This window comes from Ramlibacter sp. AN1133 (assembly GCF_037890035.1).
In the GTDB taxonomy this organism is placed as follows: Bacteria; Pseudomonadota; Gammaproteobacteria; order Burkholderiales; family Burkholderiaceae_C; genus Ramlibacter.
On the sequence record NZ_JBBKTQ010000032.1, the window covers coordinates 22508 to 49134 of the forward strand.

The 26627-nt window shown below is 70.6% G+C and carries 24 protein-coding genes; 11 read left to right on the plus strand and 13 right to left on the minus strand.

Going from position 1 to position 26627, the window contains the following annotated elements; all coding sequences use genetic code 11:
• Nucleotides 1–19 precede the first annotated feature (19 nt).
• From WG923_RS27220 to WG923_RS27240, 5 genes are all read left to right on the plus strand, one after another.
• Nucleotides 20–532: a tripartite tricarboxylate transporter TctB family protein gene (locus tag WG923_RS27220; RefSeq protein WP_340354167.1), complete on the plus strand. Its 513-nt coding sequence runs from the start codon at nt 20–22 to the stop codon at nt 530–532.
• A gap of 16 nt (nt 533–548) precedes the next feature.
• Nucleotides 549–2063, plus strand: coding sequence for a tripartite tricarboxylate transporter permease (locus tag WG923_RS27225; protein WP_340354168.1), 1515 nt, complete (start codon nt 549–551; stop codon nt 2061–2063).
• 81 nt (nt 2064–2144) lie between these two features.
• On the plus strand, nt 2145–3221 hold the full coding sequence (locus tag WG923_RS27230) for a ketopantoate reductase family protein (RefSeq protein WP_340354169.1): 1077 nt from the start codon (nt 2145–2147) through the stop codon (nt 3219–3221).
• Between the two features lie 247 nt (nt 3222–3468).
• Nucleotides 3469–4410, plus strand: coding sequence for a tripartite tricarboxylate transporter substrate binding protein (locus WG923_RS27235; RefSeq protein WP_340354170.1), 942 nt, complete (start codon nt 3469–3471; stop codon nt 4408–4410).
• 22 nt (nt 4411–4432) lie between these two features.
• On the plus strand, nt 4433–5215 hold the full coding sequence (locus WG923_RS27240; protein ID WP_340354171.1) for an aldolase: 783 nt from the start codon (nt 4433–4435) through the stop codon (nt 5213–5215).
• A gap of 3 nt (nt 5216–5218) precedes the next feature.
• Here WG923_RS27240 and WG923_RS27245 read toward each other — a convergent pair whose 3' ends face one another.
• Nucleotides 5219–5662, minus strand: a complete 444-nt coding sequence (locus WG923_RS27245; RefSeq protein ID WP_340354172.1) for a VOC family protein — start codon at nt 5660–5662, stop codon at nt 5219–5221.
• A 96-nt stretch (nt 5663–5758) separates the two neighbouring features.
• On the opposite strand from WG923_RS27245, the gene WG923_RS27250 reads away from it, so the two are divergent.
• Complete coding sequence (locus tag WG923_RS27250) at nt 5759–5986, plus strand: hypothetical protein (RefSeq protein WP_340354173.1); 228 nt, start codon at nt 5759–5761, stop codon at nt 5984–5986.
• Nucleotides 5983–7236 carry a DEAD/DEAH box helicase gene (locus WG923_RS27255; protein WP_340354174.1) on the plus strand — a complete coding sequence of 418 codons (1254 nt, stop codon included), beginning with the start codon at nt 5983–5985 and terminating at the stop codon, nt 7234–7236. Before WG923_RS27250 ends, WG923_RS27255 begins: the two co-directional genes overlap by 4 nt.
• 7 nt (nt 7237–7243) lie before the next feature.
• Here WG923_RS27255 and arfB read toward each other — a convergent pair whose 3' ends face one another.
• Entirely contained in the window at nt 7244–7645 is a 402-nt protein-coding gene (gene arfB / locus WG923_RS27260; protein ID WP_340354175.1) for an alternative ribosome rescue aminoacyl-tRNA hydrolase ArfB, read from the minus strand.
• Nucleotides 7646–7719: 74 nt separating this feature from the next.
• Here arfB and WG923_RS27265 point away from each other — a divergent pair, with 74 nt between their 5' ends.
• Nucleotides 7720–12042 carry an Lhr family helicase gene (locus WG923_RS27265; protein WP_445322987.1) on the plus strand — a complete coding sequence of 1441 codons (4323 nt, stop codon included), beginning with the start codon at nt 7720–7722 and terminating at the stop codon, nt 12040–12042.
• A 3-nt stretch (nt 12043–12045) separates the two neighbouring features.
• Here WG923_RS27265 and dbpA read toward each other — a convergent pair whose 3' ends face one another.
• The gene (dbpA, locus tag WG923_RS27270; protein ID WP_340354177.1) at nt 12046–13440 is read right to left on the minus strand and encodes an ATP-dependent RNA helicase DbpA; all 1395 of its coding nucleotides are present in this window, start codon (nt 13438–13440) and stop codon (nt 12046–12048) included.
• 83 nt (nt 13441–13523) lie between these two features.
• Here dbpA and WG923_RS27275 point away from each other — a divergent pair, with 83 nt between their 5' ends.
• Entirely contained in the window at nt 13524–13763 is a 240-nt protein-coding gene (locus WG923_RS27275; RefSeq protein WP_340354178.1) for a hypothetical protein, read from the plus strand.
• Nucleotides 13764–14233: 470 nt separating this feature from the next.
• Here the strand turns inward: WG923_RS27275 and WG923_RS27280 are convergent, their stop codons facing one another.
• From WG923_RS27280 to WG923_RS27315, 8 genes are all read right to left on the minus strand, one after another.
• A complete protein-coding gene (locus WG923_RS27280) occupies nt 14234–15187 on the minus strand; it encodes a Gfo/Idh/MocA family oxidoreductase (protein WP_340354179.1) in 954 nt (317 codons plus the stop codon).
• Complete coding sequence (locus WG923_RS27285) at nt 15184–16041, minus strand: class III extradiol dioxygenase subunit beta (protein WP_340354180.1); 858 nt, start codon at nt 16039–16041, stop codon at nt 15184–15186. The genes WG923_RS27280 and WG923_RS27285 overlap by 4 nt, the downstream gene beginning before the upstream one ends.
• A complete protein-coding gene (ligA, locus tag WG923_RS27290; protein ID WP_340354181.1) occupies nt 16041–16427 on the minus strand; it encodes a protocatechuate 4,5-dioxygenase subunit alpha in 387 nt (128 codons plus the stop codon). The genes WG923_RS27285 and ligA overlap by 1 nt, the downstream gene beginning before the upstream one ends.
• A 13-nt stretch (nt 16428–16440) precedes the next feature.
• Nucleotides 16441–18159, minus strand: coding sequence for a tannase/feruloyl esterase family alpha/beta hydrolase (locus WG923_RS27295; RefSeq protein WP_340354182.1), 1719 nt, complete (start codon nt 18157–18159; stop codon nt 16441–16443).
• 1 nt (nt 18160) lies between these two features.
• A complete protein-coding gene (locus tag WG923_RS27300; protein ID WP_340354183.1) occupies nt 18161–19102 on the minus strand; it encodes an amidohydrolase family protein in 942 nt (313 codons plus the stop codon).
• Between the two features lie 23 nt (nt 19103–19125).
• On the minus strand, nt 19126–19809 hold the full coding sequence (ligK, locus tag WG923_RS27305) for a 4-carboxy-4-hydroxy-2-oxoadipate aldolase/oxaloacetate decarboxylase (RefSeq protein WP_340354184.1): 684 nt from the start codon (nt 19807–19809) through the stop codon (nt 19126–19128).
• Nucleotides 19810–19959: 150 nt separating this feature from the next.
• Nucleotides 19960–20994, minus strand: coding sequence for an amidohydrolase family protein (locus tag WG923_RS27310; RefSeq protein WP_340354185.1), 1035 nt, complete (start codon nt 20992–20994; stop codon nt 19960–19962).
• Between the two features lie 19 nt (nt 20995–21013).
• Entirely contained in the window at nt 21014–21703 is a 690-nt protein-coding gene (locus tag WG923_RS27315; RefSeq protein WP_340354186.1) for a substrate-binding domain-containing protein, read from the minus strand.
• A gap of 98 nt (nt 21704–21801) precedes the next feature.
• Between WG923_RS27315 and WG923_RS27320 the strand changes: the two genes are divergently transcribed.
• Both WG923_RS27320 and WG923_RS27325 read left to right on the plus strand, forming a co-directional pair.
• Complete coding sequence (locus tag WG923_RS27320) at nt 21802–22716, plus strand: LysR substrate-binding domain-containing protein (RefSeq protein ID WP_340354187.1); 915 nt, start codon at nt 21802–21804, stop codon at nt 22714–22716.
• Nucleotides 22717–22726: 10 nt separating this feature from the next.
• Complete coding sequence (locus WG923_RS27325) at nt 22727–23473, plus strand: substrate-binding domain-containing protein (protein WP_340354188.1); 747 nt, start codon at nt 22727–22729, stop codon at nt 23471–23473.
• 16 nt (nt 23474–23489) lie between these two features.
• On the opposite strand, the gene WG923_RS27330 is transcribed toward WG923_RS27325, so the two are convergent.
• Nucleotides 23490–25655, minus strand: a complete 2166-nt coding sequence (locus WG923_RS27330) for a ferredoxin (protein ID WP_340354189.1) — start codon at nt 25653–25655, stop codon at nt 23490–23492.
• Nucleotides 25655–26626, minus strand: coding sequence for a thiamine pyrophosphate-dependent enzyme (locus WG923_RS27335; protein WP_340354190.1), 972 nt, complete (start codon nt 26624–26626; stop codon nt 25655–25657). Before WG923_RS27335 ends, WG923_RS27330 begins: the two co-directional genes overlap by 1 nt.
• Nucleotide 26627: the final 1 nt, after the last annotated feature.

The following is a 26627-nucleotide window of genomic DNA, read 5'->3' on the forward strand; positions in this document are numbered from 1 at the left end:
CAGGCGCGAGAGGCAAACCATGGACAGCAACAAGACGGTGGGCCTCCGCGCAAGCGGACTGTCCCACAGCCACGTCGGCGCCATCGCCGGCGTGGCGATCATCCTGATCGGCATCGTGATGATGGTCGACAGCTGGCGCATCGGCGCCGGCTGGGAGGCGGACGGCCCCGCGGCCGGCTACTTCCCGTTCCGCGTCGGCGCGATCCTGTGCATCGCCGCCGCCAACGTGGTGGTGCGCTGCCTGTTCGGCCAGTCGCGCGACCACCGGGTCTTCGTCACCTGGGACCGGTTGCGCCTGGTGCTCATGGTGCTGGTGCCCACCCTGGTCTACATCCTGGCCATCCACTTCATCGGCATCTACGTCGCCTCGGCGATCTTCATCGCGATCTTCATGCGCGCGATGGACAAGCGCAGCTGGCTGAGCGTCGGGCTGGTGAGCCTCGGCGTCGCCGGCTGCCTGTTCTGGATGTTCGAGAAGCAGTTCATGGTGCCGCTGCCCAAGGGGCCGCTCGAAGCCCTGTTCGGGCTCTAGGCGAAAGGACGAAGTCATGGAAAACCTGGAACTGCTGCTGCAGGGCTTTTCGGTCGCCCTGAGCCCCTTCAACTGGCTGATGATGGCCGTGGGCCTGGTGCTGGGCATCCTGATCGGGGTGCTGCCGGGCCTGGGCGGCCCGAACGGCGTGGCGATCCTGCTGCCGCTCACGTTCACGATGCCCCCCACGTCGGCCATCATCATGCTGTCGTGCATCTACTGGGGTTCGCTGTTCGCCGGCGCGATCACCTCGATCCTGTTCAACATCCCCGGCGAGACCTCCGCGGTGGCGACGACCTTCGACGGCTATCCGCTGGCGCAGAAGGGACGGGCCGGTGAGGCCTTGACGGCCTCGTTCACCGGCTCCTTCATCGGCGCCTTCGTCGGCGTGCTGCTGATCACCTTCCTGGCGCCGCTGGTCTCGAGGTTCGCGCTGAAGTTCGGTCCGCCCGAATTCTTCGCGGTGTTCCTGCTCACGTTCTGCAGCTTCGTCGGCGCGGACACGAAGGCGCCCTCGAAGACCATCATCTCGATGATGCTGGGATTCGGCCTGTCGGCCATCGGCATGGACACCGTCAGCGGCCAGCTGCGCCTGACCTTCGGCCTGTCGGAGCTGCTGCGCGGCGTCGACTTCCTGGTGGTGGTGATCGGCCTCTTCGGGCTCGGCGAAATCCTGGTGACCATGGAAGAAGGCCTCGCCTTCGAAGGCAAGACCGCCAAGATCAACGCCAAGGTGGTGTGGCAGACGTGGAAGCAGCTGCCGCGCTACTGGCTCACCCTGATCCGCAGTTCCGTGATCGGCTGCTGGATGGGCATCACCCCGGGGGGTGCCACCGCGGCTTCGTTCATGGGCTACGGCATCGCCAAGCGCTTCGCGAAGAACCCCGACGACTTCGGCAAGGGCCAGCTCGAAGGCGTGGTGGCGCCGGAAACCGCGGCGCACGCCGCCGGCACCGCCGCCCTGCTGCCCATGCTGTCGCTGGGCATCCCGGGCTCGGCCACCGCCGCCGTGCTGCTGGGGGGCCTGATGATCTGGGGCCTGCAGCCCGGCCCGCTGCTGTTCGTGGAGCAGAAGGACTTCGTCTGGGGCCTGATCGCCAGCATGTACCTGGGCAACATCGTCGGCCTGTTCGTCGTGCTGTCCACCGTGCCGCTGTTCGCCGCCATCCTGCGCATCCCGTTCTCCATCATCGCGCCCGTCATCATCGTGGTCTGCACGATCGGCGCGGTCTCGGTGCACGGGGCGATGATGGACGTGTGGTTCATGGCGCTGTTCGGCGTCATCGGCTACATCCTCAAGAAGCTCGATTACCCGCTGGCGCCGCTGGTGCTGGCCGTGGTGCTGGGCGACAAGATGGAGTCGGCGTTCCGCCAGTCGATGATCGGTCCCAAGGGCGGCCTCGCCATCTTCTGGTCCAACCCCCTCGTGGGCACGATCACCACCGTGGCGCTCGTGCTCCTGTTCTGGCCGGTGATCGGCTTCGTGCGCCGCCAGTTCGCGCGCGCGGAAGCCCGGACGGCCAATGCCTGATCGTGGCCGGGCGCGCCCGGGCCCTCGCGCCCGGGTTCCGCGCCCGCCCCCACCCTGAACCTCTTCCCGAAAGGACCACCCATGTCTGCACCTTGCAGGATCCTCATCCTCGGCGCCTCCTACGGTTCGCTGCTTGCCTCCAAGCTGCTGTTCGCCGGGCACGAAGTGACGCTCGTGTGCCTGCCCGCGGAAGCGGACCTGATCAACACCGAGGGCTTCCGCGTGCGCATGCCGATCCGCGGGCGCGCCGAGCCCGTCGTGATCGACTCGCGCCAGCTGCCCGGCAAGGTGCGCGCCGCCGGCACGTCGGAAGTGAATCCGGCGGACTACGACCTCGTCGGCCTGGCGATGCAGGAGCCGCAGTACCGCTCGCCCGGCGTGCGCGAGCTGCTCGCCGCGGTGGGCCGCTCCGGCGTGCCCTGCATGTCGATCATGAACATGCCGCCGCTGCCCTACCTCAAGCGCATCCCCGGCCTGGACGCGAACGCGCTCAAGCCGGCGTTCACCGACGCCAGCGTGTGGGACGCCTTCACGCCCGACCTGCTCACGCTGTGCAGCCCCGACCCGCAGGCCGTGCGCCCGCCCGAGGAGAAGGTCAACGTGCTGCAGGTCACGCTGCCGACCAACTTCAAGGTGGCCCGCTTCGCCTCGCCCGTGCACACCGCCCTGCTGCGCCGGCTCGAGGCCGAGATCGAGGCCGTGCGCTTCGCCGCGCCGGAAGGCCCCATCGAGCTGCCGGTGAAGCTGCGGGTGTCCGATTCGATCTTCGTGCCGCTCGCCAAGTGGTCGATGCTGCTGGCCGGCAACTACCGCTGCATCACCGAGGACGGCATGCGCACGGCGCAGGAGGCGGTGCATTCGAACTACGCCGAGGCCAAGTCGGTGTACGACTTCGTGTTCGACCTGTGCGTGAAGATCGGGGCGAGCCCCGCCGACCTCGTGCCGTTCGAGAAGTACGCCGCCGCGGCGCAAAGCCTGGTGCGCCCGTCCTCCGCGGCGCGCGCGCTGCAGAACGGCGCGCCTTACATCGAACGCGCCGACAAGCTGGTGCAACTCGTGGCGCGCCAGAAGGGCCTGACCCATCCGGTGGTCGACCAGATCGTCGCCCTCGTCGACCGGCGGCTGGAGGCGAACCGGCGCAAGGCGGGCGTGAAGTAGCAGGCCCCGGCGCCCGCGCGCGTATACGGCAAAAGGGCGGCGCGATCGCGTCGCTCATTTTCCTATGTCGACGGCGCGCACTGCGGGCGTGGCGCTTGTCACGCCGGCGCGGCTGCCGCTGGCGATAACCCTGACGGGCGCCGCGCCTGCGCACCCCTAGATTGGCCTGCGCCTGCCGCCTGGCGGGCCCATCAGGGAGATCGAGAACATGCGTAGTGGTTTTTCGCGGCGTGCCGCAGCGGTGCTGTTGGCCGTTCCTTTCCTGGCCCCGTTCGGCGTCCAGGCCGAGAACTATCCCGCCAAGCCCGTGCGGCTGGTCGTGCCCTTCGCGCCCGGCGGCGGCGCCGACGTGGTGGGCCGCCTTCTGGCGCAGCGCCTGGGCGAGAGCATGAAGGGGCAGTTCGTCGTCGACAACAAGAGCGGCGCCGGCGGCGTCATCGGCACCGACATCGTGGCCAAGGCGGCCCCCGACGGCTACACGCTGCTGCTCGCGCCTTCCAGCCACGTCGTGAATCCCTCCGTCTACACGCGTCTGCCGTACGACACCGAAAAGGCCTTCGAACCGATTTCGCTCGTCGCCTCGGCCACCGTGCTGCTCGCGGCCAACGCCAAGGTGCCGGCGAAGGACCTCAAGAGCTACATCGCCGCGGCGAGGAAGGGCAACGCGCAGCTCGCCAACTACGGCTCCGCCGGCAACGGCACCGTCTTCCACCTGGTCGCCGAGCAGTTCCGCCGCTCGACGCAACTGGACCTGCAGCACGTCGCCTACCGCGGCGGCGGCCCGGCCACGGCGGCGCTCGTCGCCGGCGAGATCCCGATCCTGTTCGAGACGGCCATCACCCTGCAGCCGCACGTGAAGTCCGGCGCGGTGATCCCGTACGCGGTGACGAGCCCGCAGCGCAGCCCGCTGTTCCCGGACGTGCCCACCATCGCGGAGCTGGGCTACCCGGAACTCACCGTGAGCAACGACTACGCCCTGTACGCACCCGCCGGCACGCCCAAGGCCATCGTGCGGCAGTTGAGCCAGGCCGTGCTGAAGGTCGCCAACGGCAGCGACTTCAAGGCGCGCCTGTGGGTCCAGGGCACCACCGTTCCGGCCAGCTCGCCCGAGCAGCTGGGCCTGTACGTCAAGCGCGAGATCCAGCGCTGGCATGGCGTCGCGCGCCAGGCCCGCATCACGGCCGATTGAAGGCCACCCTGGGGAAAGAAGAATGAACGCAGTCATCCGGCCCAAGGAGGCCTACCACGAGCAGACCACCCGGAACATGGAGAAGTTCTTCCAGGTCCCGGACTGGTCCGCGCAGCAGAAGGTCGCCCTCACCTGCCGCATCCTGGCGGCGGAAGGGCACGAGTCCGGCCTGGCGGGCCAGATCACCGCGCGCGGCCCGCGCCCCGGCACCTACTGGATGCTCAGCTTCGGCCTCGGCTTCGACGAGGCCCGCGCGTCCAACATCGTGCTGTGCGACGACGACCTGAACCTGCTGGAAGGCGAGGGCTTCGTGAACCCGTCGAACCGCTTCCACCTGTGGATCTACCGCCACCGCCCGCAGGTCAACGCGATCGTGCACACGCACCCGCCCTACGCATCGGCGCTGTCGCTGATCGGCCAGCCGCTGAAGGTGGCGCACATGGACACCACCATGTTCCACGAGGACTGCGCCTGGCTGCCGGAATGGCCCGGCGTGCCGATCGGCGACGAGGAAGGCCGCCTGATCCACGAGGCGCTCGGCGACAAGCGCGCGATCCTGCTGGCGCACCACGGCCAGCTGGTGGCCACTGGCACCATCGAGGAGGCCGCGCAGTTGTCCGTCTTCATCGAGCGGGCCGCGCGCATGCAGCTGCTGGCGCAGTCGGCCGGCGAGATCCAGCCGATCCGCGCCGAATACGCCAAGGAAGCGCACGACTACCGCCTGAAGCCCAAGGCGACCGGCGCCACCTTCCACTACTTCGCGCGCAGGGTGCTGCGGCGCGAAGGGGACGAAGTGCTGGGCTGACGCCTACTTCGCGAACAGGCGCGTGATGTCCGCGAAGGCCTTGACCTCGATGGCGTTGCCGGACGGGTCGAGGAAGAACATCGTCGCCTGTTCGCCGGGCTGGCCCGCAAAGCGGATGTAGGGCTCGATCACGAATGCGGTGCCCTGCGCCTTCAGGCGCGCGGCCAGCGCTTCCCAGTCCGCCATCGGCAGCACGATGCCGAAGTGCCGCACCGGCACGCCGTGGCCGTCGACGGCGTTGCGCTGGGCCGCGCCCGTCTCCGACGGTGCCAGGTGCGCCACGATCTGGTGGCCGTAGAAGTTGAAGTCCACCCACTCGTCGGAGCTGCGGCCTTCGGGGCAGCCGAGCAGCTCGCCGTAGAAGCGGCGCGCGGCGGCGAGGTCGTGCACCGGGAACGCGAGGTGGAAGGGCGACAGGGGGGCGGGATTGGTGGCGGGAGCTTGCATGGGGAAAGGCGCTGGGTACTGCAAAACCGCAAGCTTAGCGCGGCGCGGGCCCGCGGGCGGACAATGCGGGCTTCACCGCATCGATGAAAGACCGACTTGGCACGTCCCTCCCCCTGGCCTGACAAGGTCCTGGCGCTCCTGCGCGCCGGCAATCCGGCGGCCGCGATCGCGCAGGTGAAGGTGGCGCCCAGCGTGCGCGACCTGCGCGCGCTCGAGAAGGCGCTGGCCGCCGCGCAACTGGCGGGGAAGTGGCGCGACGTCGATGCCGCGATCACCGAGAGCCTGCAGGCGCTGTCCGCGCCGCGGCTGCACCGGTCGCCATGACGGGCACCACCTTCGCCTCGCTCGGGCTCTCGGCGCCGCTCTCGCAGGCGTGCCGGGAGGCGGGCTTCACCACGCCCTCCCCCATCCAGGCCGAGGCGATCCCGCCGCTCCTGCGCGGCCAGGACCTGCTGGGCCTCGCGCCCACGGGCTCGGGCAAGACGGCCGCCTTCGCGCTGCCGCTGCTGCAGCGGCTGGCGGCCGGCAAGCCGCACGGGGCACGGCGCGTGCGCGTGCTGGTGCTGGTGCCCACGCGCGAACTGGCGGCACAGGTCGGGGAGGTGTTCCGCCGCCTGGGCGCCGCGCTGGCGCATCCGCCCAAGATGGCGGTCGTGTATGGCGGCGTCTCCGTCAATCCGCAGATGATGGGCCTGCGCGGCGGCGCCGACGTCGTGGTGGCCACGCCGGGCCGGTTGCTGGACCTGATGGAGCGCAATGCGCTGCGCCTCGATGCCGTGGAATCCCTCGTGCTGGACGAGGCCGATCGCCTGCTGGATCTGGGCTTTTCCGCCGAACGCGAACGGTTGCTCGCGGCGCTGCCGCCGCGGCGCCAGAACCTGCTGTTCTCCGCCACCTTCCCGCCGCAGGTGCAGGAGCTGGCGGACGGCCTGCTGCACGACGCCGTGCGCATCGAGGCCTCCTTGCCGGATGGGGCCGGGCCGGCCATCGTGCAGCGGGCGATCGCGGTCGACGCGCCGCGGCGCACCGAGCTGCTGCGCCGCCTGGTGCACGAGGGCGACTGGCGCAGCGTGCTGGTGTTCGTGGCCACCCGCTACGCCACCGAGCACGTGGCGCGCAAGCTGGTCGAGCGTGGCATCCCCGCCGCGCCGCTGCATGGCGAGCTGAGCCAGTCGCAGCGCAGCGGCGTGCTGGCGGACTTCAAGGACGGCCTCATCGACGTGCTGGTCACCACCGACCTCGCCGCGCGCGGCATCGACGTGCCGGGGCTCGAGGTCGTGGTGAACTACGACCTGCCGCGCTCGCCCGACGACTACGTGCACCGCATCGGCCGCACCGGCCGCGCCGGCGCCAGCGGGCTGGCCGTGAGCTTCGTCAGCGCCGCCACCGAGGCGCATTTCCGGTTGATCGAGAAGCGGCAGAACCTGGCCTTGACGCGCGAGCAGATCGCGGGATTCGAGCCTGTGGAAGTGGCGCAGCCCGCCGAATCCGGCACGGGCGGCATCAAGGGCCGCAGGCCCAGCAAGAAGGACAAGCTCAGGGCGGCCGCGGCCGCCGCAACCGCGCGGCGCTGAAGGCCGCTCAGTCCTCGATCTTCTTGCTGCGCCCGGCCTTCACCTGCGAGCGGATCGCCTTGCCTTCCAGCCGGCGCTGCCTGGAGCCGTAGGTCGGTTTCGTGGGCCGGCGGATTTCCGGCACGACCGCTGCCTGGGCCACGATCTCCTCCAGGCGTTCCAGCGCCAGCGCCTTGTTCTGCTCCTGGCTGCGGGTGGTCTGCGCCTTCAGCACCAGCACGCCCTCCTTGGTGACGCGCCGTCCCGGCAGGGCCAGCAGGCGCTCCTTGGTCCCCGGCGCCAGCGAGGACGCCCGGATGTCGAAGCGCAACTGCACCGCGGTGGAGACCTTGTTGACGTTCTGCCCGCCGGGCCCCTGGGACCGCATCACGGTGAATTCGACTTCGTCTTCGCGGACGAGGGAGGGCATGGTGGGAAGCGGTCGTCGGCGCGCGGCGCGCGGGGCGGCGGATCCGCATCGCCGCGCCGGCCACACTGCCGACGATGATACCGGCCACCGGCGACAATAGGTCCGTGTCCCCGCTTCCGTTCCATCCGGCCGTGGCCGCGTGGCTGCAGGGCCGCTTCGGCCGCCCGACCGAGGTCCAGGCGCAGGCCTGGGCCGTCACCTCGCGGCGCCGCCACGCGCTGATCGCCGCCCCCACCGGCTCCGGCAAGACCCTCGCCGCCTTCCTCTCCGCCATCGACGAACTCGTGCGCGAAGGGCTCGCGCGCGGGCTCCCGGACGAAGTGCACGTGCTGTACGTGTCGCCGCTGAAGGCCTTGTCCAACGACATCCGCAAGAACCTGCAGGAGCCGCTGGCGGGGATCCGCGCGCAGCTCGCCGCCACGGGCCTGCCGGAGGTGGGCATCCGCGCCGCCGTGCGCACCGGCGACACGCCGACCGCGGAGCGCGAGCGCATGCGCCGCGCGCCGCCGCACATCCTGGTGACCACGCCCGAGTCGCTCTACATCCTGCTCAGCTCGGAGTCGGGCCGCGCGATGCTGCAGTCCGTCAGGAGCGTGATCGTCGACGAGCTGCATGCGGTGGCGGGCAGCAAGCGCGGCTCGCACCTGATGCTGTCGCTGGAACGGCTGGAGGCGCTGTGCGCGCAGCCGCCGGTGCGCATCGGCCTGTCGGCCACGGTGAAGCCGCTGGACGCCATGGCGCGCTTCCTGGTCGGGGCGCGCGAGGCGCCGGTGGAGATCATCGACGCCGGCCACGTGCGCGACCGCGACCTCGCGATCGAGATGCCGCGCTCGCCGCTCGGCGCCGTGATGCCCACCGAGGTGTGGGCCGAGATGTACGACCGCCTCGCCGAGATGGTGGCGCAGCACCGCACCACGCTCATCTTCGTCAACCAGCGCCGCATCGCGGAACGCGTGGCCCGCCATCTCGCCGAACGCCTCGGCGAGGAGCACGTCACCGCGCACCACGGCAGCCTGGCGCGCGAGCACCGGCTGCACGCGGAGCAGCGGCTCAAGCAGGGCGAGTTGAAGGCGCTGGTCGCCACCAGCTCGCTGGAACTGGGCATCGACATCGGCGACATCGACCTGGTCTGCCAGCTCGGCTCGCCGCGCGCGATCAACGCCTTCCTGCAGCGCGTCGGCCGGGCCGGCCACGCCATCGGCGCGGTGCCCAAGGGGCGGTTGTTCCCGCTGGCGCTCGACGACCTGCTGGAATGCGCCGCCCTGCTGGCGGCGGTGGATCGCGGCGAGCTCGATCGCATCCGCGTGCCGGACCAGCCGCTGGACGCGCTGGCGCAGCACCTGATCGCCGAGACGGCCTGCCGCGACTGGCAACTCGATGCGCTGTACGAGGTGCTGCGCCGCGCGCAACCCTACCGCGAGCTCACCCTGAACGAATTCGAGCAGGTGGTGCAGATGCTCGCCGACGGTTACACCACGCGCCGCGGCCGCCGCGGTGCCTACCTGCACTACGACGCCGTCAACCGCATGCTGCGCGCCCGCCGCGGCGCGCGCATGGCCGCCGTCACCAACGCGGGCGTGATCCCCGACCAGTTCGACTACGAGGTGGTGCTGCTGCCCGAAGGCCACCGCGTCGGCACCTTGAACGAGGACTTCGCCTTCGAGAGCCTGCCCGGCGACATCTTCCAGCTGGGCAACACCTCCTACCGCATCGCCAAGGTGGAGACCGGCAAGGTGATGGTGGAGGACGCGAAGGGCCAGCCGCCCACGATGCCCTTCTGGCTCGGCGAGAGCCTGGGCCGCACCGACGAACTGTGCGAGGCGGTGTCGCGCATCTGCGAGACCGCCGATACCGTGCTGGAGGACGGCGTGGCGGCCTGCCAGCGCTGGCTGCGCGAGGCGCTGCACCTGCCCGAGGCCGCGGCGCACCAGCTCGCGCTGTACCTGGCGGCCTCGCGCGCAGCGCTCGGCGTGCTGCCCAGCCGCCGCCATATCGTGTTCGAGCGCTTCTTCGACGAGGTGGGCGACACGCACCTGGTGATCCATTCGCCCTACGGCTCGCGCATCAACCGCGCCTGGGGCCTGGCGCTGCGCAAGCGCATGTGCCGCAAGTTCAATTTCGAGCTGCAAGCGAGCGCGCTGGAAGACAGCATCGTGCTGTCGCTCGGGCCGACGCACAGCTTCGCGCTCGACGAGGTGCGGCACTACCTGAAATCGGCCACCGCGCGCGACGTGCTGGTGCAGGCGCTGCTGGATGCGCCCATGTTCGGCACCCGCTGGCGCTGGAACGCCACCGCCTCGCTGGCCGTGCGCCGCATGAACGGCGGCCGCAAGGTGCCGCCGCAGTTCCAGCGCAGCGACGCCGAGGACCTGCTCACGGTGGTCTTCCCCGACCAGCTCGCGTGCGCGGAGAACCTGGCCGGCGAACGCGAGATCCCCGAGCACCCGCTGGTGGCGCAGACGCTGCACGACTGCCTGCACGAGACCATGGACGTCGACGGCTTCGTGCGCCTGCTCCAGGGCATCGAGCGCGGCGAGGTGCGGATCACCGCGCTCGACCTGCCGACGCCCTCGCCGCTGTCGCACGCGATCCTCAACGCCCGCCCCTATGCCTTCCTGGACGACGGCGCGGCGGAGGAGCGGCGCACCAAGGCCGTCAGCATGCGGCCCTTCACCGAGCTGCAGACGGTGCAGGACGTCGGCCGGCTGGATCCGCAGGTGATCGCGCAGGTGCGCGAGGACGCCTGGCCCGAGATCCGCGACGCCGAGGAACTGCACGACGCGCTGGTGGTGCACGGCTTCCTCACGTCCGCCGAGGCGCCCTTCCCCGAATTCACCGAGGTGCTGGTGCGGCAGCGGCGCATCGCGCGCATCGCCACGCCGGGCGGCGACACCGTGTGGGTGGCGGCGGAGCGCCTGCACGAGTGGCTGGCCCTGTTCCCCCACGCGGCGCCGGCGATCGCGCCGATCGCCACGCAACGGCCCGCAAGCGAGGACGCGCTGCGCGAAATCCTCCGGGGACGGTTGGAGCTGCTCGGCCCCGTCACCGCCGCCGAGCTGGGCGCGCCGCTCGGCATCGACGGCAATGCGTTGCTGGCGGCCCTGCTGCAGCTGGAAGCGCAAGGCGCCGTGATGCGCGGGGCCTTCGGCGCCCCCGGCGCGGACGAATGGTGCGACCGCCGCCTGCTCGCGCGCATCCACCGCGGCACGCGCGAGAAGCTGCGCGCCGAGTTCCAGCCGGTGCCGCCGGCCCAGTTCATGCGCTTCCTGTTCCGATGGCACCAGCTGGCCACCAGCGAGGGCGACGAGCGCCGGCAGGGCGAAGGCGGCCTGGCCGACGTGCTGCGCCAGCTCGAAGGCCACGCTGCGCCGGCGGCGGCCTGGGAGGAAGACCTGCTGTCGGCGCGCGTCGCCGACTACCTGCCGCCCATGCTGGACAAGCTGTGCGCCGTGGGCCGCGTGGCGTGGTGGCGCCCGACCGAGCCGGGCGATGCGGCGGCCCGCAAGACCGGGCCGATCCGCGGCACGCCGGTGCTCCTGTGCGAGCGCGAGGCCCTCGCCCACTGGCAGCAGGCCGCCGGCACGGCGAGCGATGACGACGCGGCGCTCTCCGGCAAGGCGCGCGAAGTGCTGGAGGTGCTGCGCACCCACGGCGCGAGCTTCTTCGCCGACCTGCAGCGCGACGCGCGGCTGCTGGGCACGCAGGCCGAACAGGCGCTGGCCGAACTGGTGGCGCACGGCCTGGTGACCTGCGACTCCTTCGCCGGCCTGCGTGCGCTCGTGATGCCAGAGGACAAGCGCAACAAATTGCGCCGCAAGCGGGGCGCGCACGACCCGATGGACGATGCCGGCCGCTGGTCGCTCACGCGCCGTGCGCGCGCACCGGCGCAAGCGCCCGGCGCGCTGGCGGCGCCCCACGTGGAGCACATCGCCCGCGTGCTGCTGCGCCGCTATGGCGTGCTGTTCCGCAAGCTGCTGGAACGCGAGGAAGGCCTGCCGCCCTGGCGCGAGCTGTACTACGTGCTGCGCCGGCTGGAAGCGCGCGGCGAGGTGCGCGGCGGCCGCTTCGTCAGCGGCTTCTCCGGCGAGCAGTTCGCGCTGCCGGAAGCCGCCGCGGCGCTGCGCCGCACGGCGAAGACGCCGGGCCGCGAACGGGTCGCCATCTCCGCGCTGGATCCCCTGAACCTGGCCGGCATCGTCACGCCCGGCGACAAGGTGCCGCGGCTGGCCGGCAACCGGCTGCTGTTCGAAGGCGGCGTGCCGATCGCGGTGCAAAGCGGCGGCGACATCCGCTACCTGCGCGAGCTGGAGGCGGCCGTGCAATGGGAGGTGAAGAACCTCCTGATCCGGCGCCAGCAGCCGGCCAGCTACGTCGTGCCGCCGCCGGGCCTGTCGTGACCCTCAGTCCTTCAGCAGCCGCGCCTTGACCCCGCGACCCTTGATGCGACCCTCGTTCAGGCGCGCCACCGCGTCCTTCGCGATGCCGCGTTCCACGGCCACATAGGTGGCGAAGTCGTTGATGTCGATCTTGCCGACCTGCTCGCGGGTGTAGCCCAGGTCCGCCGTCAGCGCGCCCAGCACGTCGCCGGGGCGGATCTTCTCCTTGCGGCCGCCCTGGATGTGGATGGTGGCCATGGGCGGCAGCAGGCGCTCGCCCGGCGCGGGCGTGAGCTCGGTGAGGGCATGCCATTGCGACTCGCGGCCCTGCAGCTGCTCGATGCGGCCCACCGCGCCCATCTCGTCCAGGCTCGCCAGGCTCAAGGCCAGCCCGGTCTCGCCGGCCCGGCCGGTGCGGCCGATGCGGTGCACGTGCACTTCGGCGTCCGGCGTCACGTCCACGTTGATCACGGCAGCGAGCCCCGCGACGTCGAGGCCGCGCGCGGCCACGTCGGTGGCGACCAGCACCGAACAACTCCCGTTGGCGAAGCGCACCAGCACCTGGTCGCGATCGCGCTGCTCCAGGTCGCCGTGCAGCGCCAGCGCGCTGTAGCCCTGCGCCTGCAGCAGTTCGACCAGCTCGCGGCAGCGCACCTTGGTGTTGCAGAAGGCCAGCGTGCTGGCGGGGCGGAAGTGGTCCAGCAGGCGCGCCACCGCGGGCAGCCGCTCGGATTCGCGCACCTCGTACCAGCGCTGCTCGATCTGCCCGCTGGCGTGCTGTGACTCCACCTGCACGGTGACCGGGTCGCGCAGGAAGCGCGCCGCCAGTTGCGCGATGCCTTCGGGATAGGTGGCGGAAAAGAGCAGCGTCTGCCGCTTGGGCGGGCATTGCCGCGCGACCTTCGCGATGTCGTCGACGAAGCCCATGTCCAGCATGCGGTCCGCCTCGTCGAGCACCAGCGTGTTGAGCGCATCGAGCTGCAGGTTGCCCCGATCCAGGTGGTCGAGCACGCGGCCCGGCGTGCCCACCACGATGTGCGCGCCGTTCTCCAGGCTCGCGGTCTGGCCGCGCAGCGGCACGCCGCCCGAGAGCGTCACGACCTTGATGTTGTCGTCCGCGCGGGCGAGGCGCCGGATCTCGGTCGTGACCTGGTCGGCCAGCTCGCGCGTGGGACACAGCACCAGCGCCTGCACGGCGAAACGGCGCGGGTTGAGGTTGGCCAGCAGGGCCAGGGCGAAGGCCGCGGTCTTGCCGCTGCCGGTCTTGGCCTGGGCGATCAGGTCCTTGCCCAGCAGCGCGGGCGGCAGGCTGGCGGCCTGGATGGCCGTCATCTGCAGGTAGCCGAGCCGTTTCAGGTTCTCGAGCGTGGAGGGGGCAAGGGCGAGCGTATCGAAACCGGCAGGGGGCGCTTGGGACATCCCGCGATCATTCCACAGCCAAGACCCTTTCCCGGCGCGGCCGGGCCGCATGCCCCATACTGTGGTTTTATCAGGGGGGCCCCATGAGCAAGGAATGGAACGAGACCGTCGCTGCAGCCGAGGCCGCCGCCGAAGAGAGACAGGCCGCCGAGGCATCCGCGCACGAACGCTTCGATGCCGCGCGGGCCCGATGCGAAGCCGAAGGCCGTGCCGACAAGGTCACGGAAACGCCCGAGTTCCAGGCATGGATGGCCGCCCGCCACGCATCCGACGAAGCCTGGGGCGCCTGGGCCATGGCGATGGACGCCAAGCCGGCCTCCTGAGGGAAACGTCGAATCTTCCCGGCACCCGCCAGGCGAGTGCTTCGCGCGTGCAAAGTGGATTCCCGGCGGCACCTGTCCTCCGGCGAAGGAGTAGAGTCCCTCTTGTCCCCTGGCCGGCTCCCCTCGTGCCCCTAGCCGGCTGAAGCGCACGGCGCCTCCACAGGTCCAGTTCCTGCACCCGGAGATGAGCATGCGCGACACCCTTCCCCCGCCGGGCGGGCACCCCAACGCCTCGGCCCCCACCCCTGCCCCCCTCCAGATGGCCGGCCGCCGATCCGGCGAAGGCTCGGCCTCCGTGCTGGAGCACCTGGTGCAGGACCGAATCTCGAAGAACCCGAACAGCCGCACGCAAGGCCCGCAAAAGTACGCGAGAGGCGCACAAGAAACCTGAAGGTTTCCTTTTCGGTCTCTTCTGCGTCCTCTGCGCAACCTCTGCGCCCTCTGCGTTCGGCTGTCTTGTTTTCGCTGTCCTACCCCAGCTGCCTTTCCAGCCGCGCCAGCACCTCGTAGCAAGGCAGCACCTTCGCCACGCTCGCATTCGGCTCCCGCTGCTCGCGGATCGCCGCGATGAACTCGCGGTCCTGCAGCTCGATCCCGTTCATCGACACGTCCACCTTCGAAACGTCGATCTTCTCTTCCTTGCCGTTGAACAGGTCGTCGTAGCGCGCGATGTACGTCGCCGTATCGCCGATATAGCGGAAGAAGGTCCCCAGCGGTCCCTCGTTGTTGAACGACAGCGACAGCGTGCAGATCGCCCCGTTCTCCGCCTTCAGCTGGATGCTCATGTCCATCGCGATGCCCAGGTCCGGATGGATCGGGCCCTGCACGGCATTCGCCTGGACCACCTTGCTGCCGGTCTGGTACTGGAACAGGTCCACCGTGTGCGCCGCGTGGTGCCACAGCAGGTGGTCCGTCCACGAGCGCGGCTGGCCCAGCGCGTTCATGTTGGTGCGGCGGAAGAAGTAGGTCTGCACGTCCATCTGGTGGATGTGGAACTCGCCCGCCTCGATGCGCTTGCGCACGAACTGGTGGCTGGGGTTGAAGCGCCGCGTGTGCCCGCACATGGCGACCAGCCCGGTCTTCTTCTGCGTCTCGACCACGGCCCGGCCGTCCTCGAGCCGGTCGCACAGCGGAATCTCCACCTGCACGTGCTTGCCGGCCTTCATGGCGGCGATGGACTGCTGGGCGTGCAGCTGCGTGGGCGTGCACAGGATCACCGCGTCGACGTCCGGGCGCGCCAGGGCTTCGTCCAGTTCGGTGGTGGCGTGCCTGGCACCGTACTTCTGCGCCACTTCCTGCGCCTTGGGCAGCTCGCGGCCGATGATGGAGGTGACCTCCACGCCGGCGATGTTCTTCAGCGCGTCCAGGTGCTTGAGGCCGAAGGCGCCGGGCCCGGCGAGCGCGATGCGGATGGTCTGCGTCATTGATTGTTCTCCAGGATCAGGTGGCCCACCGCGGTGTTCGATGCGGGCACGTGATAGAAGCGGTGCTTCACGGTGGGCGTGGGGCCGCCCGCCACGTCGGCCATCGCGCCGCGCGCGATCAGCCACATCACCAGTTCGATGCCTTCGCTGCCCGCTTCCTGCACGTATTCGATGTGCGGCACGGCTGCCAGCGCCTCGGGCTCGGCGATGAGGCGGTCGAGGAAGCGGTTGTCCCATTCCCTGTTGATCAGGCCGGCGCGCGGGCCCTGCAGCTGGTGGCTCATGCCGCCGGTGCCCCAGATCTGCACGTTCAGGTCCTCGTCGAAGCTCTCCACGGCCTTGCGGATCGCCTGCCCGAGACGGAAGCACCGCATGCCGCTGGGCACCGGGTACTGCACCACGTTCACGGCGAAGGGAATGACCTTGAAGGGCCACTCCTGCGGCTGCCCGCACAGCAGCGACAGCGGCACCGTCAGGCCGTGGTCCACGTCCATCCTGTTGACGATGGTGAGGTCGAAGTCCTGCTGGATCACCGAGTGCGCGATGTGCGAGGCCAGTTCGGGATGGCCGATCACCGTGGGCACGGGGCGCGGGCCCCAGCCCTCGTCGGCCGGCTTGAATTCGGCCGCGGTGCCGATCGCGAAGGTGGGGATGATCTCCAGGCTGAAGGCGGTGGCGTGGTCGTTGTAGACCAGGAACACGACGTCGGGCCGGTTCTCCTTCATCCACTGGCGCGAGAACTCGTAGCCCGAGAAGACCTTCTGCCAGTACGGCTCCTGGGCCTTGCCCAGGTCGATCGCCGCGCCGATGGCCGGCACGTGCGAGGTATAGACGGATGCGGTGATGCGCGCCATTACTTCTTGTCCTCCTCGCGGCCCCAGGTGGCCGCACGCCCGCCGGCCACCATCATGTCGCGATAGGCGTCCTCGCTCATGCCGGTCATGGAGCCGGCCATCTGCTGGAAGCTCTTGCCGTCCGTGGCGCCGATCTTGGCCAGGAAGTAGATGTTGCCGCCCAGCGCGATGCAGCGATTGAGGTCGCGCGCCATCACGGCCAGCTTCTGGTCCTCGCTCATCGGCCACTCGTCGAGGTAGGCGCGCTCGTCCTTCTTGAAGCGCTCGCGGTTCTCCGCCTTCATGAGCGACATGCAGAACTGGTTGAGCCAGTAGCCTTTGCGGCTCTGGTCGGCATCGAAGATCGTCGTGCCGGGAATGCCGGCATACGGTTTGTCCAAAGGCATCGCAAGCCTCCTCTCATTGCGCGCAGGCGAAGCTGCCTGCGGCGTTCAGGTCGCCGCCGCGGTAGCGCGGGAACTGCGGCCATTCGCACAGCGGCCGGCTGCGCCTGACGGCGAAGGGCGGCCGCGGTTCCTGTTCGACCAGCACCAGGCCCGAGGGTGCCCGGCCCTGCTCCACCCAGGCGACCAGCGCGGCAAACAGCTCCGCGTTGCCCGGCGCGCCGGTGCCCACGTGGTCGACGCCGGGCGCGGTGAAGAGCTTGAAGAACGGGTCCACGTTGGCGCGGCCCATGCGCTGCACCACGGCCTGGTGGTAGTCGATGCCGGCGTACGGGCTCTGTGCGTAGTCGCCCAGGTTCTCCAGCAGGATCAGCTTGCCGCCGTGGCGCGCGAAGGCCGACAGGTCCGGGTTGGTCGAATCCATCAGGGCCGACACCTCGCGCACCCGGGCGGCGTGGTCCGCGGCCTTGTAGGTGCGGAAATCGACATTGGGGCTGACCGCGTAGATGAACTGGATCGCGCCCGCGCCGTAGAACCAGCCGATGCCGTTGGCCGCGACCGGCGGAATGGAGGGGCTGCGGGTGCCGGTCCACCAGGCTTCCCAGCCGCCGGCGGAGCCGCCAGCCGGCGTGGCTTCGCCGCTCGGGCCGCGGCCCGGGTAGGTGCGCAGGCCGTTGGCCAGCTCCACGCCGAGGTCGAGCGGCGAGTGCAGCGTCTGCACCGCGCGCACCTGCGCCTCGGTGAGGCAGTTGGGCGCCGCGGCGCCGGTGCAGCGCAGCTTCGTCACGTCGAAGCGCGTGCGGCAGCCGACCGGGTCGGACACGATGCCGTCCGCCGCGCCGTCGGCGGCGTCGCAGGCGGCCAGCACCGCGTCGTGCACCAGCTGCACGTGGGTGTGGTTCATCCAGCCGCCGTTCATGAGCGCCAGGCCGTCGCGCAGCCCGGCGTGCTGCAGCCCGGTCCAGTGGATCACCGGCACGCGGCTGAAGATGCCGTCGAAATCGGTGGGATAGCGCTGCGCCATCGTGAGCCCTTCGCGCCCGCCCTCGGAGCTGCCGACGAAGTACATCCTCTCGGGCGAGCGGCCGTACACGGTCCTCATGATGACGACCGCCACGTCGCGCACCTTCTTGTACGAAGCGTGGGCGAAGTTCAGGAAGGCCTCGCTGTTCAGGGCGAAGGCCTGCGGCGCGTCGCCCTGCCGGGTCTGGTGGCCCGAGTCCGTCCCGTAGGTCACGTAGCCCTGCGCCAGCGGCGGCGGCTGGTCGTAGCGGGCGGCGGGCAGCAGCGCCTCGCCGGAAACGAGCGTGCCATTGAAGCCGCCGCCGCCGTACTGCACCGAGCGGCCGTTCCACTGCAGCGGCAGGTTGACCTGGAACTCGATCGCGGGCGCGTTCGGATCGATCGGCGCGATGCGGCCCTGCACCTTGCAGCGCTGCGGCAGGGCCGGCCGGATGGCGGCCGCCGGCGTGGAGGCGCGGTCCGCGACGGCGAGCGATGTGGCCTCCACCATCACGGCAGCCGTGATCGTCGCCGGCCCGCTGGGAAAGCCGATCACCGACGGCGGGATCGTCCTTCCCTGCAGGCCCGTGCAGGTCGCCTGCGGGTCGGCACCGAGCGGGATCCGCAGGTTGGCGGCGAGCGCGGCGGGCGCCTGCGTCGGGGCCGGAGCCGGCGCGCTCGCGCAGGCTGCCAGCAGGACCAGCAGCGCCGCGGCACCCGTGAGCTTCTTCATGTCATCCCCCTTCGATCTCGTCGGCCCAGTACAGGCGGTTCGGGTTGTCCACCAGCAGCTTGTGCTGCAGTTCCGCCGTGGCGGCGATGTGCGGGATGAAGTCCACCAGCAGCCCGTCGTCCGGCATGTGGTTCTTCAGGTTCGGATGCGGCCAGTCGGTGCCCCACAGTACGCGGTCCGGGAAGGTCTCGACCACCTTGCGCGCGAAAGGCACCACGTCGCGGTAGGCGTTGCGTTCGCCATCCAGCGCCGGGGGCCCGGAGACCGACAGGCGCTCGGGGCAGCTCACCTTGCTCCAGACGTTGGGGTGCTCGCGCATGAACTTCAGGAACAGCGCGAACTCCGGGCCGTCCAGCGGCTTGCTCACGTCGGGGCGGCCCATGTGGTCGACCACCACCGTGGTGGGCAGCGCGGTGAAGAAGTCCCACAGCTCGGGCAGGTCCACCGCCTCGAAGTAGATCACGACATGCCAGCCGAGCGGGGCGATGCGACCGGCGATCTCCATCAGTTCGTCCTTGGGCGTGAAGTCCACCAGCCGCTTGACGAAGTTGAAGCGCACGCCGCGCACGCCGGCGCGGTGCATGTCCTGCAGTTCCTGGTCGGTCACGCTGCGCCTCACGGTCACGACGCCGCGGGCGCGGTTGTCCGAGTGCTCCAGCGCATCGAGCAGCGCGCGGTTGTCGGCGCCGTGGCAGGTCGCCTGCACGATCACGTTCCTGGCGAAGCCCAGGTGGTCGCGCAGCGCGAACAGCTGCGCCTTGCTGGCATCGCAGGGCGTGTACTTGCGCTCGGGCGCGTAGGGGAACTGCGCGCCCGGCCCGAACACGTGGCAGTGCGCATCGACGCTGTCGGGCGGCAGCTTGAATTGCGGCTTGCTCGGGCCGGCGTACCAGTCCAGCCAGCCGGGTGTCTTCTCGAAGCCGCCAGAGGTGGGTTTGCTCATGGTGTCACCGTACGCCGGAAACATCAGTCGATGTAGCGCAGGCCGGCTTTCTCCAGCGGCTCGCGCATCTTGTACATGTCGAGGCCCAGCACGCCGGAGGCCAGCTTCGCGCGCTTCTCGCCCTCGTTGGCTTCGCGCGCGCGGGCGGCCTCCAGCACCTTCTGCGCCATCGCGGCGGGCACGCAGACCACGCCGTCGTCGTCGGCGACGATCACGTCACCCGGGGTGACATAGGCGCCGGCGCAGACGACGGGGATGTTCACGGAGCCGAGCGTGGACTTCACCGTGCCCTTGGAGCTGATGGCCTTGCTCCACACCGGGAACTTCATCTCGGTGAGCGTGCGCACGTCGCGGCAGCCGGCGTCGATCACCAGCGCGCGCGCGCCGCGGGCCTGGAAGGAGGTGGCCAGCAGGTCGCCGAAGAAGCCGTCGGTGTTGTCGGCGGTGCAGGCGGCCACGACGACGTCGCCGGGCCGGATCTGCTCCGCCACCACGTGCAGCATCCAGTTGTCGCCGGGATGCAGCAGCACGGTGACGGCCGTGCCGGAGACCTGCGCGCCGGCATAGATCGGCCGCAGGTAGGGCTTCATCAGCCCGACGCGGCCCATGGCCTCGTGCACGGTCGACGCGCCGAACTGCGCCAGCGCATCGGCCACTTCGCGGTCCGCCCGCTGGATGTTGCGGTAGACGACGCCTAGTTCGTACATGGTGGGTTTCTCCTGAATTCAGAACAGCCGGACGCAGAGGACGCAAAGGGGACGCAGAGGACGCAAAAAAGACATTGAAAAGAATTCCTTTTGGAATCTTTTGCGTCCTCTGCGTACCCTTCGCGTCCTCTGCGTCCGGTATCCGGTTTTCTACTTCCCGCGCTTGGCCAACTGCGCATCCAGCCGCGGGAACACCCGCCGCGCGTTCGCTTCGAAGATCGCGTGCCTGTCTTCGGCCGACAGGATCGGCGAGGCGTCGATGTAGCGCTTCGTGTCGTCGTAGTAGTTGCCGGTGGTCGGGTCGATGCCGCGCACCGCGCCGATCATCTCGGAGGCGAACAGCACGTTCTTCACCGGGATCACCGTGTTCAGCAGGTTGATGCCCGGCTGGTGGTACACGCAGGTGTCGAAGAACACGTTGTTCATGACGTGCGTGTCCAGCAGCGGCTTCTTCATCTCCTGCGCCAGGCCCCGGTAACGGCCCCAGTGGTAAGGCACCGCGCCGCCGCCATGCGGGATGATGAAGCGCAGCTGCGGGAAGTCCTTGAACAGGTCGCCCTGGATCAGCTGCATGAACGCCGTGGTGTCGGCGTTGATGTAGTGCGCGCCGGTGGTGTGGAAGCACGGGTTGCACGAGGTGGAGACGTGGATCATGGCGGGTACGTCGTGCTCCACCATCTTCTCGTAGATCGGGTACCACCACTTGTCCGTCAGCGGCGGCTCCTTCCAGTGGCCGCCGGAGGGATCCGGGTTCAGGTTGATGCCCACCGCCCCGTATTCGCGGATGCACTTCTCCATCTCCGGGATGCAGGTCTTCGGGTCCACGCCCGGCGACTGCGGCAGCATCGCCACCGGCACGAAGTGCTCGGGAAACAGCTGCGCGACGCGGTGGCACAGCTCGTTGCAGATGGCGGCCCAGGTGCTGGAGACCTCGAAGTCGCCGATGTGGTGCGCCATGAAGCTCGCCCGCGGCGAGAACAGCGTCAGGTCGTTGCCGCGCTCCTGCATCAGGCGCAGCTGGTTGTTCACGATCGATTCGCGGATGTCGTCGTCGCTGATCTTCAGCTCCGAGACCTTCGGCTCCTGCGCGGGGTCCTTGAGGCCGGCGACCTGCCGGTTGCGCCAGTCCTCCAGCTGCTTCGGCGCGGTGGTGTAGTGGCCGTGGCAGTCGATGATGATGCTCATGTCGTTTCCTTCCTGCAGGTCAGGCGGGTTCCATGCCGTAGCGGCGCTTGGCCGCGGCCGTGTCGGGGGAGGCCATGAAGGCGAGCAGCGCGCGCACCGCGTCCGGCTGCCGCGAGCCGGCGCACAGCGCGCCGGCGAAGATGGTGTCGATCTGCGCTGCGGGCGGCATCAGGCCGACGATCGTGATGCCTTCGAGGTGGATCAGCTCGCTCAGTTGCTGGAAGCCCAGCGCGACGTCGCCGCGCGCGACCAGCGAGCCCACCGGCACGCCCGGGGGCGCCTGCACCAGCCGGCCCTGCAGCTCCTGTGCGATGCCCCAGCGCTCGAACAGCTTCACCAGCGCCACGCCGCTCGGGCCGGTGGAATAGCCCACCGTCGGCGCGGCGAGCACGGCGCGCTTGAGCGCTTCCTCGCTGGCGATGTCCGGGCGGGTCGCGCCCTCCCGGATCGCGACGGCGACGCCCGATTCCACGATGTCGACGCGGCTGCCCGCCACGGCCTGCCCGGAGGCGACCAGCTTGTCGATCGCATCGGCGGCCAGCACCACGAAGTCGAAGGGCTCGCCGGCGGCCACGCGCCGGGCCGCGTCGACGCCGCCCACGGACTCCACCGCCACCTGCGCGCCGGTGCGCTGTCCGTACACCCGCGCCAGTTCATTGAGCAGCTGGCGGGTCGCCATCGAGGAGATGCCCTGGAGCGTCGCAGTCATGGCGCGGATTGTGGGCGCGCTGCGGCCTCCGCAACAGCGAAGCGTGCGACTAGCAGCTATGCCGCTTCGGCATAATGCCCGCGAAGGTATTCGGATTCATGGACCTCAAGCAGCTGGAGTACTTCGTTCGCGTGGCCGAGCTGGGCAGCTTCACGCGGGCCGCGATCGAGCTCGACGTGGCGCAGCCCGCGCTCAGCCGCCAGGTGCGCCTGCTGGAGGTGGAGCTGCGCCAGAACCTGCTGGTGCGCAACGGCCGCGGCGCCGTGCCGACCGAGGCGGGCAAGCTGCTGCTGGAGCACGGCCGGGGGATCCTGCACCAGGTGGAGCGGGCGCGGGAGGACCTGGGACGCCTGCGCGGCGGGCTGGCGGGCCGCGTCGCCGTCGGCTTGCCGAGCAGCGTGGCGCGCGTGCTGACCGTGCCGCTCACCCGCGCCTTCCGCGAGCAGTTGCCGCAAGCGCGGCTGTCGATCAGCGAGGGGCTGTCCAGCGGGCTGCAGGAAGGCCTGGTCAGCGGCCGCCTGGACATCGCGGTGCTCTACAACGCCCAGCCCTCGCGCGAGCTGGACCTTGGGCCCCTGCTGGAAGAGGAGCTGGTGCTGGTGCGCGCCCGCCCTCCGGGCCTGCACGAAGACCCACCGCCCGGGCCGATCTCGCTGGCCGACGTCGCCAGGCTGCCGCTCGTGATCCCCACCCGGCCGAACGCGATCCGCATGCACGTGGAGGCCGAGATGGCGGACATCGGCTGCCGGCCCGACGTGGCGCTGGAGATCGATGGCGTGTTCGCCATCCTCGACCTCGTGCTCGATGGCGCGGGTTGTGCCATCCTCTCGCGCAATGCGGTGCTGAACTCGCCGCGGCCCTCGGCCTACACCACCCAGGCCATCGGCACGCCGCCGCTGCGCATCCGGCTGTCGCTGGCCACGAGCCTGCAGCGGCCGGCCACGCCGGTGCAGAAGGCGACGCTGGACCTGATCCGCGCCAAGGCCCCAGCGGTCGTGGCGCACGCCCTTTGAGGAGAGTGCCATGCGTTTGCTGTTCGCCCTCGCCTGCGCGTTCGCCGCCCAGTCCGTGGCCGCCGCGGAACTGAAGGTCCTGACGGCCGGTGCGTTCAAGCCGGTGGTGCTGGCGCTGCAGCCGGCGTTCGAGCAGCAGACCGGCCACAGGCTGCGCATCGAGAACGACACGGCCGGCGGGCTGCAAAAGCGCATCGCCGGCGGCGAAGCGTTCGACGTGGTGTTCTCCAGCCCCGCTTCGCTCAAGCCGCTGCGCGAAGCCGGCAAGCTGGCCGACGCGGAGCCGGTGCCGCTGGCGCGGGTGGCGATCGGCGTGGCGGTGCGCAAGGGCGCGCCGCTGCCGGACATCTCCAGCGTGGACGCGTTCCGTTCCGTGCTGCTGGACGCGCGCTCCGTCGCCTACATCGACCCGGCGGCGGGCGGCTCCAGCGGCGTGTACCTGGACCGCCTCTTCGAGCGCTGGGGCATCGCGCCGCAGGTGCGCGCCAAGGCGGTGCTGGTGCCGGGCGGGCTGGTGGCCACGCGCGTGGTCGACGGCAGCGCCGAGGTCGGCATCCACCAGATCAGCGAGATCCTCGCCGTGCCGGAGGCCGTGCTGGTCGGCCCGCTGCCGGCGGAGATCCAGAACTACACCGTGTATGCAGGCGCGCTCGCGGCGCAGACGAAAGAGGCCGCCGCAGCCCGCGCGCTGCTGGCGGCCCTGCGCGGCCCCGATGCCGTGTCCGTCCTGCGCACGCGGGGCATGGAAGCGCCCTGAACCCCGCGCGCCGGTCTCAGGCGAAGGCTTCCGCCCTCTTCAGCAGTTCCTGCACGCCGGGTTCATCGGCGCTGCGCGGCTTGCCCGGATGGATCACCGCCACCTGGCAGTTCTCCGCCGCCTCGACCAGCTGGGCGTAGGTGCCGGCAGCCGGGTCGGCGATGTAGGCCTGCTGGTTGGCGTCGTAGGCGAACATCTTCGGATTGAGCTGGATGCACTCGTTGCAGCTCGAACAGCGGGCGGTCTCGATGTAGGGCTCGTCAGGGGAGCGCTGGGGCTCCTCGGCGGCCGGCGGCGCGGCGGCAACGGCAGTCGCGGTCGCCGGCGTCGCCGGGGCGGCCTCCACCGCCGGTGCCGGGGCCGCCTGCGGCGCGGCCTCCTCGCGCGCGCGCTCGTTCCATTCGCGCTGCGCCCGCGCCAGCGCCTTCTCGGCATGCGAGTTGTGGATGCCCGCCAGCTCCTGCAGGCTGTGCCACAGGTCGCGGCAGCGTCCCGCTTGCCGCAGCAGGCTGCGCGCCACCACCACCTTGTGCAGGCGCTGGTGGCTGTCGACCATCAGCAGGCTCGGGATGCGGTCGAACAGGCCCTGCCCCTCGGCGCCGAGGGCATCCTCGACGGGCACCAGGCGGCCGTTCCAGGCGTCCGCCGGGGTGCGGGCGAATCCCGCCGCAGTGCGCGCATCGAGCGCCAGGAAGTCGACCGCCGTGAAGGCGAGCTCCTGCGCCATGGCCTGGTGGCGCTGGTCCTCGTAGCCGAACGCACGCACCGGCCAGTCGCGCTCCACCTGCGGATTGCCCTCCAGCGAGAAGCGCTCGGCCCAGTTGGCGCCGGCGGCGGGGTCGTAGACGAAGGCGGGGAACACGCGCGCTTCCATCGCCGCGGCGGCCATCAGGTAGGCCGGCAGGGCCTCGTCCGGCGCGGCTCCCGAGTACACGCTGAACAGGGCCGGGCCGCCGAAGGCGAGGCCTCGCTGCAGGCGTTCGCGGTACTGCAGCAGGTGCGAGCTTCCCGCCTGCAGCACGTAGGCCGTGTTCAGGCACATGGCCAGGCTCGCCAGCTGGCGGCTGCGCATGCCCGGAGACTCGGCGCCCGCTTCGCCGGTGAGGTCGTCCGTCTGCAGCAGGACCTTGACCGGCAGGTGGGAGGACAGGATCTCCATCAGGCGGGCGTGCTCGCCGCCGTCGAGGCGCTCCACCGCCACGCACACGAGGTAGTCGGGGAAGTCAGCCAGCGCCTCCGGCTCGGGCGGGTCCTCGGCCGCGAACAGCGCATCGTGGCGCGCGGGATCGTATTCGCCGCGCACTTCCAGCTCCGCCATCGCCAGCGCCCGTGCCAGTGCAGCCAGCTTGGGCGCCCGCTCGCGCCAGGCCTTCAGCGCCGCCGCGCAGCTGTCGAACTCGAAGCCGTAGGGTTCGGTGCCCTCGGCCGGGAAGAAGCGTTGCGACCCGAGCACCGCCAGCAGCGAGCGGATGCGCTGGCGGCGCGCCACGGGCAGGCCCGCGCCGGAGGCGATGCGCGCCAGCAGGCGCGACATGACGTCGAAATCGAAGGCATCGGCGAAGCCCGGGCCGACGCTGGCCTGCAGCCGCTGCGGCGCCACGCCGCGCACGGAGCGCTCCACGTCCGCCTGCAGCAGGCCCGAGAGCTTCAACGTGAGCCGTTGCAGCCTGGCGGCGAAGGACCGCGCCTTGGCGTCCTGCGCCTGCCGCCACAGATGCCGCAACAGCCGCCGCGGCAGCGCCGCGTCGCAGTCGGCCAGCTCGCCATCGCAGGCCAGCGCGACCCGCAGCCGCCGCCGGCTGTCCTCGAAGCCGGGCTCGCGTGCGACGTGCGCCGCGGCCTGGTCGATCAGCGTCGACAGCGATCCGGTGGTTCCGGCGGCGACCAGCTGCCGGATCTCGCGCTCCACGCGCAGGTCCTGCTTGCGCACGCGCTCGCCGTCGGGGCCGGCCGCGGCTTGCCGCAGGGCGCGGTCGAACAGGCCGGACAGCGACTCGACGGCCGCCGCGCCGCGGCCCTGGGTGACCAGCACCAGCGGATAGTCGTAGCGCAGCGACCCGAGGTCCCGGTAGGGGGCCAGCAGCGCAGGCTTCAGGCCCAGGCCGGCGACCGGCTCGAGTGCTTCGCCGGAGCGCCGACCGGTCAGGAAGAAGGTGACGAGGGCATGGGTGTCGGCTTGCATCACTTCACCTCGGGCCATACGGTGTACTTGTCCAGTTCGGCGTTCAGGCCGGCGCGCGTGCGCTCCGGCGTGACGATGCGCTCGCCGCCGCGCGTCTGCTCGTAGCAGGGCACGGACGGATCGCGATACAGGATGCCGACGGGGATGGCGTCGACGTGCCCCGCGATCTCGCGCGCCGCATCCAGGTCCAGCGGGTCGTGCTCGCGCTGGTTGCGGTAGATCTTCGACAGGGCCGCGCTGGGCTGCAGGCCGTCCGCGTGGTGCAGCACCTGCACCCGGTTGGGGTCCTGCATCCAGGGTTCCCAGGCGTCCGGCAGCCACTCGGGGCAGCGCTGCAGGATGCGCACGAAGGACAGGCCCTTGTGCCGGTAGGCCGCCTTGACGATGTCGTACAGCAGCTCCGGGATCCAGTCGACCGCCTGCGCCACGAAGGAGACGTTCTGCACGCCCAGCGTCACGGACAGCGGATTGAGCGCCGCGAGGTAGCTGCCGCCCGGCGTGGTGTTGGTGCGGGTGCCCTGCGGCGAGGTCGGCGAGGCCTGCTTCTTGGTCAGGCCGTAGACCTGGTTGTCGTGCAGGAACACCGTGAGGTCCATGTTGTAGCGGATCGCATGGATCCAGTGCGCCGCCCCGATGCTGCAGCAGTCGCCGTCACCGGTGTTGACGAACACGGTGAGCTCCGGCCGCGACATCTTGACGCCCTCGGCCACCGGCAGCGCCCGGCCGTGGATGCCGTGGAAGCCGTAGGTCTTCATGTAGTGCGGAAAGCGGCTGGAGCAGCCGATGCCGGAGACGAACACCGTGCGCTCCGGGCGCAGGGCTTCGTCGCGGCACAGGCGCTGCACCGCGGCCAGGATGGCGTTGTCGCCGCAGCCGGTGCACCAGCGCGGCACGCCGCCCTGGTAGTCCTCCAGCGCGAACTGCTGCTCGCACATGCTCAGCAGGCATTCGGTGGGTGAGCTCAGGTCCATC